This window comes from Deinococcus roseus (assembly GCF_014646895.1).
In the GTDB taxonomy this organism is placed as follows: domain Bacteria; phylum Deinococcota; class Deinococci; order Deinococcales; family Deinococcaceae; genus Deinococcus_C; species Deinococcus_C roseus.
The window spans coordinates 56,175-71,900 of record NZ_BMOD01000001.1; the positions used below are offsets into that span (position 1 = coordinate 56,175).

The window sequence follows — 15,726 nt, forward strand, 5'->3', positions numbered from 1 at the left end:
AAAAGCCAGAGAAAATGTTCTGGCTTTTTTGGCTTGTGTAGCTTCCAATCCGTTTGCAATCAGGTCCAATCAAACCGGATCTGACAGCTGGGACCGCAGGAAATCCATCAGGCCATGCACCGTCTGGCGGTCAAAAACAAATTGAAGGCCTGCTGCTTCATACAGCTCGGGAACCGAACAGGAATCTCCCAGCTGAATGGCCGAAAGGTAACTCTGCAGGGTTTTCTGGGGGTCCTGCAGCGAGTGTTTCCACAGGGTGAGGGCACCCACCCAGCTGAAGGCATATTCGATGTAGTACAGGGGGGTGTTGAACATGTGGTAGTACTGCCAGACCTTGCCCAACTCCTGCTCGAACCCTGCCCAGCTGGGTTCAGGCTGGAACCTGCCCAGCAATTCCCGGCATTTCTGGTCCAGCTTTTCCACAGTGATGTCTGAAGCATCTTGCGTGTAAATCCAGTCCTGAAAAGCATCCATGAAAGCAATCCAGGGCAGGACATGCACCACCCGTGAAATCTGCGCTTCGGTGATCCGCTGGATTTCTTCTGGGGTGTAAAAAGCCTGCAAATGAGGCAAAGCCAGGCACTCCATGCCCTGAGAGGGCACCTCCACAAACTCGGTGGCGGACAATGTGTTCCAAAAAAACCGCTGGTGTTTCATGCTGGTGTAAGCGTGAAACGCATGACCGAATTCATGCAGGGTGACGGTCACATCGTTGCTCATGCCCACCACGTTCTGCAGCACAAAAGGCAACTTTTGTCGGGTCAGTGGCGCACAGTAGGCGTGGCCCATTTTGTTCTCACGGGAGCCCAGATCCATGGCCCCTTGCTGGCGGAACTGGGCAAACTGCCTCCCCAGTTCTGGACTGAGGCTGGTGAACACCTGTTCGGCTTTGGATTGCAGTTCTTCCACAGTTTTGAAGGGCTGCAGGGCAGGGCGGTTCTGGGAATCCAGCTGGGAACGCCAGTAAAAATCCCAGGGTTTCAGTTCTGCCACCCCAAGACCCTGGCGGTGCTTTTCCAGCAGTTTTCGGGCCAGGGGCACCACTTCCTGTTCAATGGATTGATGAAATTGCAGGCAATCTTGCGGGGTGTAGTCGTACCGATGCAGGTTTTTCCACTGGTAAGCCTGAAAATGGGAGAAGCCTGCATTGTGGGCAAGCTGCTGGCGCAATCTGAGTTGCTTCAAAAACACCCCGTCCAGCTTTGCAGCAATGCTCAATCGGGCCTTTTGCCAGGCTTTCCAGACGCCTTCACGTTCCTGGCGGTCTGGAGAAAGCAGCAGTTGTTCCACCCTGGAAACTGTGAGTTGTTCTCCCTGGAAATCCACCAGCATGCTTCCGGTGAGCTGGCTGTACTGCTGGCTCAGTTCTGCCAGTTCCGTGAACAGGGGCAGGTTTTCCTCTCGAAAAATCTGCTGTTCAGTTTGAAAGCGCTTGAGAATCAAGCGGGCATCTTCCGGGGGTTCGTAGCCTTCGAGTTGCACGATCCGGGTTTTCAGGGCAGCATCGGCGCTTTGCACCCTGGGCGCAAGATCCCGGATGCACTGCAAGTAGGCTTCGCGGCTGTGGGCATCTGCCGTGTTCAGGTCTGCCCGGATGTACAGGATGGTGAAGGCTTCATTGGCTTCCCGCTGCAAGTCGCTCCAGTCCAGCAGAAACTGGGTGGCATTTTCAGGGGTCAGGGGGCGCTCTTGCAACGCCTGGTAACGGGGCTCCAGAGCGGACCATTGAATTCCTAGATCGGTCAGCACAGAGGGAAAAACGGCAGTGGCAGTGGACATGCAGTCAATCTAACATGGGGCAGGCCATTTGCAGTAAGCCAAAAGCCGCATGAGGCGGCCTCATGCCAGGTTCTACAATCCTCTGAAATGCATCCAGACTTTGCTTTCATTCCTGCTTTCAACTGGCGCGGCCCCGGAGACTCCCGAGACTGATCTTGCCCTGTTGACACCATGAATACGGCTGGATCGCAAGCCGCTCGGGACACCGGGCGGCTTTTTTTGTGCCTCACAGGCCACACCGAAAGGACCCACCATGAATGCACCCCATCTTCTGACCGGAGACCGCCCCACAGGCCGCCTGCATCTGGGACACTACTTTGGCTCTTTGCAGTCCAGGGTCACATTGCAAAACACCCACCACAGCTTCATTCTGATTGCCGACGTGCAGGCCCTCACCGACCACTTTCACCATCCCGAAAAAGTCTCTGAAAATGTGCTGGAAGTTCTGAAAGACAATCTTGCTGTGGGGCTTTCTCCAGAGAAATGCACTTTTGTGCTGCAATCCCAGGTGCCCGAAATTGCAGAATTGACGGTGTTTTTCTCCAATCTGGTAACATTGGGGCGTTTGCAGCAAAACCCCACCGTTCGACACGAAATCCGTCAGAAACAGGCTCTGTTTGGAGAATCGGTGACGTATGGCTTTCTGGGCTACCCCATCAGCCAGGCTGCAGACATCACTGCATTTCAGGCCGAGGTGGTCCCGGTGGGGGAAGACCAGTTGCCCATCATCGAGCAGACCCGTGAACTGGTCCGCTCTTTCAACCGGTATTACGGTGAGGTTCTGCGTGAACCCCGGGCTTTGCTGGCAGAACATCCTCGCATTCGGGGTCTGGATGGTCAGCAGAAAATGGGCAAAAGCCTGGGAAATGCCATCCATCTGGCAGACCCTGAAGCAGACACCCGCCAGAAAATCATGCAGGCCATCACCGATCCCCAGAAAGCCCGCAAGAACGATCCAGGCAGACCCGAAGTGTGCACCGTGTACACCTACCACAGGCTCTTTCAGCCAGAACACCTGGGCACGGTGTATCAGGAGTGCAGCACCGGAAGTCGGGGATGCGTGCAGTGCAAGCAGGAATTGGCTTTCTGTGTGAACCAGCATCTGGCCCCCATCCGGGAAGTCCGGCAGGAATTGCAACATCAGGATGCTCAACTGAGCGAAATGCTGCTGGACCACACGGAGCAGGCCAGGGTCACCAGCAAGGCCACCTTGCAAGCCGTCAGGAAAGGGATGCGTTTGCTGTTCAAAACCTCCTGAATCCACACAGCCTTCAATTTCAGGCACATCAGACTGATCCAGATCTATTCTGCAAGGAATGAAATTCCGTATAATGGAAGGTGTGCGTCTGACGGTATGGTCCTTTTTTTATCTGTTGCTGGTCATTGGAATCTGGGGGCTGGAAGAACACAACCCTTCAAACACTGCAGCTGTGGCAGCCCTCACCTATTCTCCCCACTTCTTCTGGTTGATTCCGCTGTTTTTGCTGATGTATCCCGCTTTCCGCAAAAAAAACTGGGCTGCCCTGGATGTGCAGGCCCTCACCCTGATTCTGGTGCTGGTGTTCCTGATGAACCTGCACATTCCCCAGCCACAGGATTGTGCTGGAAAAGGTTTTGACCTGCTGAGCTACAGCACCCAGCGCGGCAGTGTCTCGGTTTTTGTGCTGCAGGAAATCCTCAATGTGCACCATCCAGAAGTGGTGGCCTTGCAGGACACCGGGCCTGCCACCTCCAGTTATGTGACGGCTTTGAAAAAATCGGGCTGGCAGGTGACCAGTCAGGGAGGCCTCATCACCCTGAGCAAACACCCCATTCTGCACAGTCAGGGGGTTTTGGGGGCTTTGATCACCGACATGCGCATCCAGAACAAAAAGGTGCGGATCATCAATGTGCACCTGCCGGAAGTCCGGCAACCCCTGACCCTGCAAGAAGATGCCCACCGACACCAGCAAACCTTGCAGGGAATTCTGTCTCATGCTCTCGCCAGCAACACCATCCTGGTTGGAAATTTCAATGCTGTTCCCCACGGCCTGTGGGTCAAGCCCCTCCGCAAGCACTTTCAGGAGGCCATGGGACTGGGTTTTGGCTACACCTACCCCACCTTCATGCCTGTGGAGCGCAAAGACCAGGTGTGGTACAACACAGGCCTGTGCCTGTTGCAACACCAGGTGCTTCCCGAAAGAGGATCAGACCACCGTGCAGTTGAAATCAAACTGAATGTTAACTGAAGACCAAGTTTGCATTAAGCGCAACTTAAAGCAAGTCCAGACGCTTCACAGTACGATGGTCTCATGAAAAGCAGACTCGCCACCATCAGCCTCTTCCTCATGGGATGCACGGCCATGCAGGGAAGCCCCACTTTCGAAATCCACGATGTGCTCTTTTATGGAGACTCCAATGACCGGGTCACTTGGTTCTATGACACCCAGACCGAACCCCAATCCAAACCCCTGAAAATCAATGGTCTGGGCTACGAACTGAAAACCCAGACCGTCAAAGACAGCTTTGCCCTGCCCGGAACCCTGGCCGTCAACGGCCAGAGCAGCCTGCTCACCAAGACCACCACCATCACCAAAGACTTCTCGGTGACTTTCAATCCTGCCGGAGACAACTACTACATCCGCACCTCCAGGGATCTGCTGGGGGTGTTCCTGCTGCAGAACAACAACTGGTACCGCCTCTCTGGCAGCGTCAAAGCAGGATTTGCAGGTGAAGCAAAAGCCACCTTCAAAGAGACAGGCCTGCGTGATGTGGGCCAGTTGACCGACGCTGAAGCAAATGCACTTCAAAACGTGCTGGGTCAGGATGCACCCGTGGTGGTCGGTGTGCTGAAAGACGCTCCAGATGCTCCTCTCAACGTGGATCCCACCCCTGCCAATTACCGAACCACTGCCCTTTACTTGCAAAAAGGACTTCCTCAGGAAATCCGTCGTGCAGGAGGTCCTGTGAAGTACACGCAGATCCAGTACGCTGGCAACAGCACTTACCGCAGTCAGAACTTTGGAGCCGCCCTGGTGTCCAGGGAAAGCCTGTTCCAGTCCATCTGGCAAAAAGCCAACGCCCTGATTCTGCCCACCCCCGCTGCTCCAGACATTGATTTCAACACGTCCACTGCTGTGTTCCTGTTCCTGGGCCAGCGCAGCACCGGAGGCTACGGCTTCAAGGTGAACAGCATGGAATCCAAAGGCACCACCCTGATCGTGCATGTCACGGTGTCCTCACCCAAGCCAGACAGCATCCTGACCCAGGCACTCACCAGCCCATGGGGTCTCTTCTCTGCAGCTGGCAAATTCAGTGACCTGCAAGTGCTGGATCAGAACGGCAACCTGATTGCCCAGGCAAACCTCAACGAGAGTCCCTTCTGAATGAAACCCTGAATTCAGGGAAAGAAAAAGGCACAAGCAGAGGGAGACATCTGGTGTCTCCCTCTGCTTTATTTGTTGAATTCAGGTCAACCCTGATCTTTTCTGGGTTTCCACTTCTTGCGTCCTTCTGGTGCAGTTTCTGGCGCTGCCTGAGATTCATGCGGGCCCAGGTCTCCCGTGTCTTTCAGACCTTCTGCAAGAGCCTGACCTTCCTGGCTGGTCTCAATGGGCTGCTGAACAATCAAATCAGGCGAAATGGCATCAGGTTGGGTGTCTGCCTCTGGTCTGGAGGCTTTGGGTTTCCCTGACCATTTTTTTCTGCCTGTTTCTGAAGCTTCCACAACTGGCGGGCCTGATGGGCCAGCAACCTGATCCACAGCTTGGGCAGTTTCTGCCACATCGAGTTGAACAGGATTTGCAGTTTCATTGCCCTGACCCTCCTGAACTTCTGCTTTTTGCCTGCCCCCCCATTTCTTGCGGGGAGCTTCAACAGGTGATTCTGCTGTCTCTGATCCAGGCAAAGAAGCGGTCTGTCCCTGAGGCTCTGAGCCTTCTCTCTCTACAGAGCCAGCAGAGTCAACAGAGTCAACAGGGGTTTCTGGCTGGGTGCCTTCTGGTTTGCCTCCCCATTTCTTCCGGGCAACCGGAGCGTTTTCTGCAGGCTGAGGGGACAAAACCTCTCTTTGTGCTTCTGGCTCTGAAGGCGCAGCTTCTGAAGGCCCAACATCTGTCTGGGTTTTTGCTCCCCATTTCTTTCTGGGAGTTCCCGCTTCAGCAGATGATTCTTGAATCTGATCTTGAAGCCGGTTTTCTTGCTCCTGTGCTGGAGGAGTTGATGGTGTTTCAGTGGCAGCTTCCGATGATTTGGCCCCCCATTTCTTGCGTGCAGGAGCAGCTTGTGCTGCAGGGGTTTCATTGCTGTCCTGACCAGAGGTCGGTTGTGTGTTTTGCGCAATTTCAGGTGCTGTCTCAGGTGCTGTTTCAGGCGTTAGCACTTCTGCTTTGGCCCCCCATTTCTTTCTGGGAGTTGCAGGGATTTCGCCCTGCTGGGATTGTTCAGCATCCCGAAGGGACACAGGGGTTTCCTGGGTCTGCACAGGCTCTGACTGAACAGCACTCTGGTCATCCACTGTTGCAACCCTGTTCTGGGTTGCAACAGGTTGTTCTTGTTGCTGCTGTTGCTGCTGTTGCTGGGGCTTGCCTGCCACCCGTTCCAGCAGCAGTTCCGCCACGTCTTTGACTTCGATGGTGCTTTCTGCCTTGCTGGGGCTGGAATTCAGCATGCTTTTGCAGAAAGGACACCCAACGGCCACGGTTTTTCCTTCTTTGGACTGGTCCAGCCTGCGCTGGATTTCTTTGAAGCGGGCTTCACTGACCCGCATTTCCCCTTCTTCTTCCTCTTTCCAGAACTGGGCTCCACCAGCTCCACAGCAAAAACTTTTCTCGCGGGTGCGTTCAAGTTCCAGCACAGCGGTGCCCATGCTTTTCAGCACATCTCTGGGAGCATCGTACACACCATTGTGACGGCCCAGATAACAGGGGTCATGGAAGGTGACTTCTCCTGCTGTTGCTGTGGGCTGCAACCTCTGGTCGTTCAGCAGCAGTTCCAGGTATTCGGTGTGGTGCATCACCTGATAATTTCCACCCAGTTGTGGGTATTCGTTGCGCAGGGTGTTCATGCAGTGGGGGCAGGTGGCCACAATCAGTTTTGCATTGGCAGCATCAAGGTTGGAGATGTTGCGTTCTGCCAGTTGCTGGAACAGCAGTTCGTTGCCTGCGCGTCTGGCACTGTCTCCGGTACAGGTTTCTTTTTTGCCCAGTACGGCAAAATTGACTTTGGCACGTTCCAGCAGTTGCACGAAACTGCGGGCCACTTTCTGGGCTCCGGGATCGTAGGCTGCAGCACAACCCACCCAGTAAAGCACGTCTGGATTGGGGTTCTGATCAATGGTGGGGACAGAGAGGCCCTGCGCCCAGTCCATGCGTTTGTCCTGCGAGATGCCCCAGGGGTTTCCGGCCCGTTCCATGCCCCGGAACGCCATGTTGAGTTCTTGCGGGAAATCCCCCTCCACCAGCACCTGGTGCCGCCGGATGTCGATGATGTCCAGCATCTGTTCGTTTTGCACCGGGCACACGTCCATGCAGGCTCCGCAGGTGGTGCAGGCCCAGACCGCTTCTGGCGAGATGGCCATTTCCAGCAAGACCAGGTCCTGGTCTCCAGCATTGAAAGCCATGCGTTTGTTGATTTCCAGGGCCGCTGGACTGAGGGCTTTTCCGGTCTGGGTGCCAGGACAGACATCCTGGCAACGGTTGCACTGGATGCAGGCGTAGGCGTCCAGCAATCTGGGCCATTCCAGATCCGACAGCTGTTTTGCTCCCATTTTCAGCTCTTCGGCTTCCAGGTCCACCTGCTGCAAGGGCAGGGTTCCAGAATTCTCAAAGCGTTTGACTGCGTATTTGAGGGGGGCCATGAACAGGTGGATGTGCTTGGAGTAAGGAAAATAGCTGAGGAAAATCAGGATGCTGCCCAGTGCTCCCCAGTATCCGAAGGCAAACCCTGAGAGGGCACTTTCAGGGGTCACACCCAGGTTGTGCAGCAAACCTGCCACACTGGAGGCCAGCGGTTGAAAAGCATCCCTGTACTGTCCGTTCTCACTGTCATGGATGAGTTTGAAACCCTGTCCCAGAATGCGAGATCCCACATGAAACAGAATGAAACTGCTGACGATCAGGCTGTCTCTGGGGATGTAGCGTTCCTGAACTTTTGGATGCAGCAGTGTGCGTTCATTCCAGGAAAACACCTTCTTGCCTCTGGCCGAGAAACGCCGGATGGAAAGGCTGATCACCCCGAGCAAGACACCCAGGCTCAGCAGATCTGCCAGCAGGTTGTAAATGGCTCCCAGAGGCCTCTCAGATGAAATGCTCAGGTGAAAATACCCTTCCAGACCATCGATCAGGTTCACCAGCAGGTAAAAGGTGAAGCCGTACATGATCAGGCTGTGAAAAAAGCTGACCAGCGGGCGTTTTCTGAACACCCTGGACTGGCTGAGGGTGGTGGCAAGGGCGTAGATCAGGCGTTTGATGGGTTCATTGAAACGCAGTTCCACAGCATCGCTGCCGGAGCGGATGTTTGCATACACCTGTCTGAAGCCTTTCAAACTCACAGCAACAGCCAGGATTCCAAAGATGGCGAACAGCACCTGGTGCAAGAGTGGGAGCACCTTCAACCTCCATTTATAGACCAAGTCTAATTTTGTCTAGGTTATCACGACTTCAGGTGTTTCTACTATAGACCTTTCTGGAAATCCCTGAGCGAAAGCCTGCACCACAGCACTGAAAGGCCAGAGGCGAGAAGGGAAATTCTGCGCTCCAGACTTTATGAAGGCCACTGGCTGTACATTCTCACAAAAAACCCTGAACCACGAGATTTGTTACTTCCTGGTAACAAATCGATGAAAGACTCTGACTCCCAAAAGGGGAAATTTTGTAAGATTTCTGAAAGATTTTGGGTATATACTGGGAAGCGTTAAGGAAATTCTCATACCCCTTAGCAGCAATTCATCTGTTCCCCAGTCTTTATACATGTGTGATCTGGGAGAACAAAAGGAGCTTTACATGCGTAAAGGTCAAGCCAACGCCGGTTTCACCCTCATCGAGCTGCTCATCGTGATCGCCATCATCGGTATTCTCGCCGCCGTGCTGATCCCCAACCTGCTCAACGCCAAGAAGAAGTCTGAAGAAGCTGCTGCCAAAACCGTGGCCCGCAACGTTCTGAACAGCCTTGCTGCTGTGGAAACCAACAATGCCACTTCCACTGGCTCTGATGGCGTCTGCGCCTTTGACAATGCCACCGATACTGTGACTGTGACTTCCGGTGCTGAAACCGCCACTGTGAATGCTCCCAACCCCATCAACTCTGTGGTTTGCACTCAAGTTGCTGCCACTGCCACCACCCCTGCCGCCTACAACGTGGTTGTTACCACCACCGGTGGTGCTTCTGTTACCCAGGAAGCCAAGAAGTAATCCAGCTTAAAAAAAATGCAGGGAACATCTCCCTGCATTTTTTTTATCTCGGCAAGGAGCAGTATGACCCACAGAACCAAGGCCAGAAATGCTGGTTTTACCCTGGTGGAGTTGCTGATTGTCATTGCCATTGTCGGAATACTTGCCGCTGTCATGATCCCTGCAATTGTTGCCTCAAAAACCAGAGGATACAACTTGGCCGCACAGACCTGTGCCTCTTCGCTTGCAAAAGCGGCCAACATTTACTGGATCAACAACATCAGTGCTCCAGGTTATCCAGCACCATCAGCCCTAACAGCAGATGTTTCCACCTACGGCACCCAGCAATGTTTGCTGCCCGGTCTCACCATCACGGGCATTGCAGCCACCGCCACCCATTTTGAGTACGAAGTCAAGCACCAGGACGGAAACCGGGTCTACACCATCAATGAAGTTCAGTTGATCATCACCAAAGCACCCTGAAACAGCCATCATGCATGCCATAGAGAGAGGAAATTTCCTCTCTCCTAATTTTTTGCTGGATGCCCTGGGTTCAGGTGTCTTCAAACACTTCAAAATTGACTGCTGGCACCCTCGTCCCCAGAAAGTCCACGCCGTAAGCATTAAAGTTTTGCACCAGCATCTTCCCTGCCCTTCTGGACACCCGAATGCCTTCTGGAACATCCAGCACAGAGACACCTGCCTGCAACGCCACTTCACGCAGCAAATCATGCACCAGACCCGGACTGTGGGCACCAATGGTCAACACATTGCCTTTTTGCATCACAGCGCATTCTCCAGCAAGGGGACCTGATTCATACACATGCAACGCCTGTGCATCCTGCAACCGGTAAGATTCTGCCCAGAGGGTCACCTCATAACCTCCCAGCATTTCCTTGAGGGTGGGGCGCATGGAATCAAAATTCTTCAACCTGCCCCCCAGCAGTTCAGAAAGGGATCCTGGCTGTCCCTTGTCAAAAGCCTGCCCGGTTTCGGTGAAGAATGCGGTTCGGGGACCAAACACCAGCTGAGCGTGTTCACTGGCCTTTTTCAAATTTGCAGCGTGAGCTTCTGACATCAGGGTGAGGGCAGGGGCCACCACCACCTGATAAGCAGACAGATCCGCTCCAGGCTGAACCACATCCACATCCACTCCAAGACTGCGCAAAGTGGAGTAATACAGCATCACCTGTTGCCAGTAGGTCAGGTGCTGGTTGTGTCGTTGCTGGTCAAAAAGCCACAGGGATTCAGCATCATGCAACAAGGCCACCTGCGCTGGAACCTCTCCAGGAACAAAATCTCTGGGTTGCAACTGCTGAATTTCCAGGTGCCCTCTGTCTGGGGTTTCATCGTGTCTCAGCAACCCCGAATGCAGAACCTCCTGGGCCATGGTGGCGGCCCTCCAGCGAAAATACGAGACACCGTCTGCCCCGTGTGCCCAGGCCTGGGCTGTCCACAGTTGCACGGCACCATCTGCAGGCAAGGGGTTGTGGGGGGCCCAGTTCACCTGTCCACATTGTTGTTCCATCACCCAGAAACCCTGTTTGTTGTTTTTCAAGCAGCGGTACAGGTCATGGTTGAAGCTGATCAAGTCCGGGTGACCTGTTCTGGCATATTTGTGCTTGAGGTCTTCTGCCAGAAAGCTGCAGGTTTCCAGCAAACCTGTGGGGTAAGCGTCCCAGGATGCGAAATCCAGACATGCAGCCACAGCGTGAGAATCAAAATCCGCAAAGAAACCCATGAAATTGTGGGTCACGAAACGGCCAGGAGAGCATTCACGAAGAATCCTGACCTGTTCTTCCTGAAATTCTTTCACCATGTCCGAGGCAAAACGGGCATGGTCCAGCACCTGGCTGGGATTGGGATCGGTGACGGTCAGGTTAGGAAGCTGAATCTGCTCCCATGCAGTGTACTCCTGGCTCCAGAACACATTCCCCCAGGCTGCATTGAGGTTTTCCAGCGAACTGTATTTCTGCTGCAGCCATGCCCGAAAAGCAGCTGCGCTTGCTGGCCCATAACTGCGGGTGGTGTCGTGACAGCCAAATTCGTTGTCCGTCTGCCAGCCTGCCACCGCTGGATGCCGCCCATACCGGCGGGCCATTGCTGTGGTGATGCGCCTCGAGTGCTCCCGGTACACAGAAGAAGCAAAATCGTAATGTCTTCTTGATCCAAATGTTCGGGTTCTTCCCTGGGCATCCACCGCCAGAATTTCAGGATGGGCATGCACCAGCCATGCCGGAGGGGCAGCTGTAGGGGTACACAACACCACCTGCATGTCTTCCTGATGCAGAATATCGATGACCTGGTCCAGCCACTGCCACTGGAAGGCTCCCGGCTCAGGTTCCAGACGGCTCCAGGCAAACTCGGCCAGTCGGACATGGGTCAGACCCAGGGCTTTTTGCTGTTTTGCATAATGTTCCCAGCGGTCTGGTGGGACATGTTCGGGGTAATCGCAAACCCCCAGGATCAAATGGGATGCATGGGCCGAATTCTGGGTCATGTCTGGATCTTGACCCTTTTCAAGTCCTGTTTGCAACCACCCTGCAGCAAAATTCATCCCACAACTGTGGGTTCACACCACGATCACCCGCAGCCCTGTCTGTTCGAGGTCCTGCAAATCGCCCTTCTTGACCCGGTGGTCCGTGATCAGGGCGGTGATTCCCGAAAGTGGAGCCACCAGCGCGGTGGATTCAATTCTGATTTTTTCGTGGTCTGCCAGCACATAAACTTCATGGGCATTCTGGCAAACACTTCTTTTGATTTCAGCCTCAGGCAGGTTTTTGTTGCTGACCCCAAAATTGGCACTGACCCCATTGCAGCCAATGAACGCTTTGTCAAAACGGAAGTTGCGAATGATTTCCATGCCAAAAGGCTGCACCAGAGAATGCTGCAATTTGCGCACGGTTCCCCCGGTGACCACAATGGTGAAAGACTGGCGGGTTTCCAGTTCCAGGGCAATGTTCAGACCGTTGGTGACAATGGTGACATGCTGCAGGGTGTTGGGGAGGGCACGGGCCAGGGCAGTGCAGGTGGATCCCACATCAATGAAAATGGTGTCCCCATCCTGAACCAGCGATGCTGCTTTTTTGGCAATGCGTTGTTTCTCTGCCTCCAGGATTTTGCGGGTTTCTTCGAGGGGGCGCTCCACTTTTTGCAGGATGGGTTTGGTGGCCCCGCCCCTGGTGCGGTGAATCAAGCCCGCTTCACTGAGCCGGGTGAGGTCGCTGCGTATGGTCACAGTGGACACCCCGAGCAGTTCAGCGAGTTCTTCTACGGTGACTTTGCCGGATTGTTCAATGCGGGACAGGATGATGTCGTCTCGGGTGGCCATGACCTTGCCTTTCTGTTCTTTTGCTTGTTTCAATTTTTACCCCACCTCTTGTGCAATGTCAAGACAATTCCCTTTCAAAAGCTTTCCCTATGGCACAATCTTTCAGGTTTTTCCCAGGTTCTCAAAACAATCAGCATCAGGATTTTCTTTACCAGAAAAACTTCTGGTCTCTTTTCCTTGCAGTCTTCCCTGCGCAAAACCAGAAGTTGCATCCAATTTTCGATATTTTCAATGGGGAAATCAAAAGCCAATTGTGTCTTTCCGAAAGGCTGCAGCATCTGTTTCACCACCAGCAAGCCCGAAAACCAGTCTGACAGGACAGGCGATCCGGTTGCCCTGCCTCTGGCAATGCAGAAACAGCAGCCTATAATGTAGGCATGATCAACAACCTTGAAGTGCGGAACCTGGCCATTGCCGACGCACTCGACCTGGAATTGAGTGAGGGCCTGAATGTGTTCTCCGGGGAAACCGGAGCAGGAAAGAGCCTGATTGTGGATGCGCTGGAACTGCTGCTGGGGGCCAGAGGCAGTGCGGATCTGGTGCGCAGTGGCGAAGACAGCCTGCTGGTGACCTCCTGGTGGAAAGACCAGTCTGCCAGCCGCAGGGTCTCCACAGCAGGACGGTCCACCGCCCGCATTGATGGTGAAGTGGTCACGGTGAAAGAACTGGCCGAGTTCACCTCTCCACGGGTGACTGTACACGGTCAGCATGCCTCCCAGGAGTTGCTGGGCATCAAGAAACACCATTCCTTTCTGGACCGAGCCCTCTCTGCCCAGGTGGTGGAAGGTTTCAGAAGTGCTTATCAGGCTTTTACCACCGCCCAGAACCGCCTGAATGCCCTCAAGCAATCCGAACTGGAACGCAACCGTCAGCTGGATTTGCTTTCCTACCAGCTGCAGGAAATTGATGAAGTCAAATTCAATGTGGGGGAAGACCTCACCCTGCAAGAAGAAGTCACATTGCTCAGCAACATGGAGCAAATCTCCAGTGGGGCCAGCACTGCAGCAGAAATCCTCTCCAGCAGTGAGCAAAACGCTCTGGATGTCGTCAGGGCAGCCATGAAATCCCTGCAGGGACCAGCAAAGTACAGCGATGATGCCAAGAACCTGCTCTCTGAATTGAGGGAAGCCCTCAGCAACCTCACCGCCATTGGACAGGAACTGGTTTCTCTGGCAGAGAACAGTGTTCCAGATGAGGAGCGCCTGCACCTGCTGGAAGAGCGTCTGGGCAAACTGCACCGCCTGCAAAGCAAGTATGGACCGGGCCTTCAAGATGTGCTGCACTATCGGGAGCAGATCTCCATGGAACTGGAGGGTCTGGAATCCCAGAATGCAGACCTGAGCAGCCTGGAAGCCGAGATTGAAACCCTCAAAGCTGTGGTGCAGAAACGTGCTGAGGAGCTGTCCCAGGCCCGCCTGGGTGCAGCCCCCACCCTCAGTGTCCGGCTGGAAGCAGTGGTGCAGGCACTGGGCATGCCCAATGCCCGCCTGATGTTTGAAATCAGCCCTTCTGAACTGGGAGCCAATGGTCTGGAAGATGTGGTGTTGCTGTTCAGCGCCAACATGGGAGAACAGCTCAGGGAAATCGGAGCGATTGCTTCAGGGGGGGAACTGTCCAGGGTGATGCTGGCGATCAGCACCGTGCTGGGCAGCGACACCCCTACCGTGGTCTTCGACGAGGTGGATGCCGGAATTGGTGGAGAAACCGCCATGAAAGTGGGAGAGCAGCTTTCCCGTCTGGCCCGCAACAAACAGGTTCTGGTGGTCACCCACCTGCCCCAGATTGCGGCCTTTGCCACCCAGCACTTCAAGGTGGAAAAAGCCACCAGCCCAGAAGGTCGCACAGTTTCACGGGTCACCCGCCTCAACGATCAGGCCCGCCTGTTTGAACTGGCCCGCATGCTGAGCGGCAGCACCTCCAGCGTGGCCGTGCAGCACGCCATGGAATTGCTGGACAGTGCCCGCGCCCTGCCCCTGGATGTCTGATCCCCACATGATTTAAGCAGCAAAATACTCTGCAGGCACAGCTGGTTTTTCTGGAAACGCCTCTGTGCCTGTTTTCAAAAAATTTGGGAGGAAAACATGGACCTGGAAATGCTGGAATTCACCGAAGCCAGAGCGTTCACAGCCCAGTACCAGCAAGCCCCTGACAGTTTCGGGTTGCAGGCCAGCTGGCACGACCAATTGTGCCGACTCGCCGCCCCAAAAATGGATGTGTTCATGTTCAATCGGTTGCTGGGCATCAACTGGGAACAGGACTGGGAACACCTGCTTGCCCCTTATCGGGAAGCAAAACTGCAGAAATATGGGGTGGCTGTTGCTCCCAACCTGCTGACCGCAGACCTGAAAGAACGCCTTGCTGCTTCTGGTCTGGAGCACAAAACCAGCTGGGTCAAAATGTACCGCCCCGCAGGAGATGCCCCCGAAGTGAGCAGTCCTTTTCGCATTGAACGCATTGACTCCAGGCACGCCGCCCATTTCGCAGAGGTGGTGACCCTGGGCTTCCAGATGCCAGCCTTTCTGAGGCCCTGGTTGCAAAATGTGGTGGGCATTCCAGGGTGGGTGTCTTACCTGACCTTCAAAGGAGACACCCCGGTGGGTGCGGGAGCCCTGCATGTCCAGGGAGAATCAGCATGGCTGGGACTGGGGTGCACCCTGCCAGAGTTTCGCAACCAGGGCTCACAGGGCCTGATCATGCGAACCCGCGTTCAGGACGCCCTGGATCTGGGCTGCAAGTGGGTGGTGGTGGAAACCGGAGCCGAAACCCCGGAAAAACCCAATCCCTCTTACCACAACATGGTGCGCATGGGATTCAAACTGGCCTATTCCCGGATGAATTTCCTTGCGAAATGAACTTCAGAGCAGATTTCAGAGCAGATTTCAGAGCAGATTTCAGAGCAGATTTCAGGACAGGTTTCAGTGCAGGTGGTATCCCTGCAACCCGGTGCTTTCGGACCACTGGGTGTCCAGAATCCGGGGCCGGGAAGCGGGATTGCCCCGCTGAATCCAGTGCAGGAAGCGCTGGAGGTCTTTCTCATGGCCTTCGGCGATCACTTCAATCCTGCCGTCCTGCAGGGATTCGATGTAGCCGGTGAGCCTGAGGTCCAGGGCATAACGTTTGAGGAATTGAGGGTAACCGCTGAAGTCCCCTCCGACCAGACAGGTGAGTCGTTTCACGCTGCCCATTTTGCCATGAAGTGCCCAGGGCAATGGTGACCTGTAAGGTTAAAGTTTGCTCAAGATCCTCATG

The 15,726-nt window shown here is 54.5% G+C and carries 13 protein-coding genes; 7 read left to right on the forward strand and 6 right to left on the reverse strand.

Features of this window, described 5'->3' with window-relative positions:
* Positions 1-69: 69 nt before the first annotated feature.
* A complete protein-coding gene (locus tag IEY52_RS00245) occupies positions 70-1,779 on the reverse strand; it encodes a M3 family oligoendopeptidase (protein WP_188998067.1) in 1,710 nt (569 codons plus the stop codon).
* A gap of 253 nt (positions 1,780-2,032) precedes the next feature.
* Between IEY52_RS00245 and trpS the strand changes: the two genes are divergently transcribed.
* The 3 genes from trpS to IEY52_RS00260 all read left to right on the forward strand — a co-directional run bounded on the left by trpS (position 2,033) and on the right by IEY52_RS00260 (position 5,144).
* Positions 2,033-3,037 carry a tryptophan--tRNA ligase gene (gene trpS / locus IEY52_RS00250; RefSeq protein ID WP_188998070.1) on the forward strand — a complete coding sequence of 335 codons (1,005 nt, stop codon included), beginning with the start codon at positions 2,033-2,035 and terminating at the stop codon, positions 3,035-3,037.
* A gap of 58 nt (positions 3,038-3,095) precedes the next feature.
* Complete coding sequence (locus IEY52_RS00255) at positions 3,096-4,007, forward strand: endonuclease/exonuclease/phosphatase family protein (protein ID WP_188998073.1); 912 nt, start codon at positions 3,096-3,098, stop codon at positions 4,005-4,007.
* 63 nt (positions 4,008-4,070) lie between these two features.
* Entirely contained in the window at positions 4,071-5,144 is a 1,074-nt protein-coding gene (locus IEY52_RS00260) for a protease complex subunit PrcB family protein (RefSeq protein WP_188998076.1), read from the forward strand.
* An 86-nt stretch (positions 5,145-5,230) separates the two neighbouring features.
* Here IEY52_RS00260 and IEY52_RS00265 read toward each other — a convergent pair whose 3' ends face one another.
* Positions 5,231-8,365 (reverse strand): heterodisulfide reductase-related iron-sulfur binding cluster, encoded by a 3,135-nt coding sequence (locus IEY52_RS00265; RefSeq protein WP_188998079.1) that lies wholly within the window; start codon positions 8,363-8,365, stop codon positions 5,231-5,233.
* A gap of 394 nt (positions 8,366-8,759) precedes the next feature.
* Between IEY52_RS00265 and IEY52_RS27015 the strand changes: the two genes are divergently transcribed.
* Both IEY52_RS27015 and IEY52_RS26900 read left to right on the forward strand, forming a co-directional pair.
* Entirely contained in the window at positions 8,760-9,167 is a 408-nt protein-coding gene (locus tag IEY52_RS27015; protein WP_188998081.1) for a type IV pilin protein, read from the forward strand.
* 63 nt (positions 9,168-9,230) lie between these two features.
* On the forward strand, positions 9,231-9,629 hold the full coding sequence (locus tag IEY52_RS26900) for a type IV pilin protein (protein ID WP_268239699.1): 399 nt from the start codon (positions 9,231-9,233) through the stop codon (positions 9,627-9,629).
* A gap of 70 nt (positions 9,630-9,699) precedes the next feature.
* Here the strand turns inward: IEY52_RS26900 and IEY52_RS00280 are convergent, their stop codons facing one another.
* The 3 genes from IEY52_RS00280 to IEY52_RS00290 form a co-directional block, all read right to left on the reverse strand.
* A complete protein-coding gene (locus tag IEY52_RS00280; protein WP_188998084.1) occupies positions 9,700-11,646 on the reverse strand; it encodes a beta-galactosidase in 1,947 nt (648 codons plus the stop codon).
* A gap of 72 nt (positions 11,647-11,718) precedes the next feature.
* Positions 11,719-12,510 carry a DeoR/GlpR family DNA-binding transcription regulator gene (locus IEY52_RS00285; RefSeq protein WP_229684584.1) on the reverse strand — a complete coding sequence of 264 codons (792 nt, stop codon included), beginning with the start codon at positions 12,508-12,510 and terminating at the stop codon, positions 11,719-11,721.
* Between the two features lie 41 nt (positions 12,511-12,551).
* Positions 12,552-12,773, reverse strand: a complete 222-nt coding sequence (locus IEY52_RS00290) for a hypothetical protein (RefSeq protein ID WP_188998086.1) — start codon at positions 12,771-12,773, stop codon at positions 12,552-12,554.
* Positions 12,774-12,854: 81 nt separating this feature from the next.
* Here IEY52_RS00290 and IEY52_RS00295 point away from each other — a divergent pair, with 81 nt between their 5' ends.
* Positions 12,855-14,462 (forward strand): DNA repair protein RecN, encoded by a 1,608-nt coding sequence (locus IEY52_RS00295; protein WP_188998088.1) that lies wholly within the window; start codon positions 12,855-12,857, stop codon positions 14,460-14,462.
* Positions 14,463-14,558: 96 nt separating this feature from the next.
* The gene (locus IEY52_RS00300; protein WP_188998091.1) at positions 14,559-15,329 is read left to right on the forward strand and encodes a GNAT family N-acetyltransferase; all 771 of its coding nucleotides are present in this window, start codon (positions 14,559-14,561) and stop codon (positions 15,327-15,329) included.
* 63 nt (positions 15,330-15,392) lie between these two features.
* On the opposite strand, the gene IEY52_RS00305 is transcribed toward IEY52_RS00300, so the two are convergent.
* On the reverse strand, positions 15,393-15,653 hold the full coding sequence (locus tag IEY52_RS00305; RefSeq protein WP_229684585.1) for an acylphosphatase: 261 nt from the start codon (positions 15,651-15,653) through the stop codon (positions 15,393-15,395).
* Positions 15,654-15,726 lie beyond the last annotated feature (73 nt).

Coding starts and splice junctions, on each gene's coding strand:
- IEY52_RS26900 (WP_268239699.1), top strand. CDS start 9,231: ATGACCCACAGAACCAAGGCCAGAAATGCTGGTTTTACCCTGGTGGAG.
- IEY52_RS27015 (WP_188998081.1), top strand. CDS start 8,760: ATGCGTAAAGGTCAAGCCAACGCCGGTTTCACCCTCATCGAGCTGCTC.
- IEY52_RS00260 (WP_188998076.1), top strand. CDS start 4,071: ATGAAAAGCAGACTCGCCACCATCAGCCTCTTCCTCATGGGATGCACG.
- trpS (WP_188998070.1), top strand. CDS start 2,033: ATGAATGCACCCCATCTTCTGACCGGAGACCGCCCCACAGGCCGCCTG.
- IEY52_RS00280 (WP_188998084.1), bottom strand. CDS start 11,646: ATGACCCAGAATTCGGCCCATGCATCCCATTTGATCCTGGGGGTTTGC.
- IEY52_RS00295 (WP_188998088.1), top strand. CDS start 12,855: ATGATCAACAACCTTGAAGTGCGGAACCTGGCCATTGCCGACGCACTC.
- IEY52_RS00245 (WP_188998067.1), bottom strand. CDS start 1,779: ATGTCCACTGCCACTGCCGTTTTTCCCTCTGTGCTGACCGATCTAGGA.
- IEY52_RS00255 (WP_188998073.1), top strand. CDS start 3,096: ATGAAATTCCGTATAATGGAAGGTGTGCGTCTGACGGTATGGTCCTTT.
- IEY52_RS00300 (WP_188998091.1), top strand. CDS start 14,559: ATGGACCTGGAAATGCTGGAATTCACCGAAGCCAGAGCGTTCACAGCC.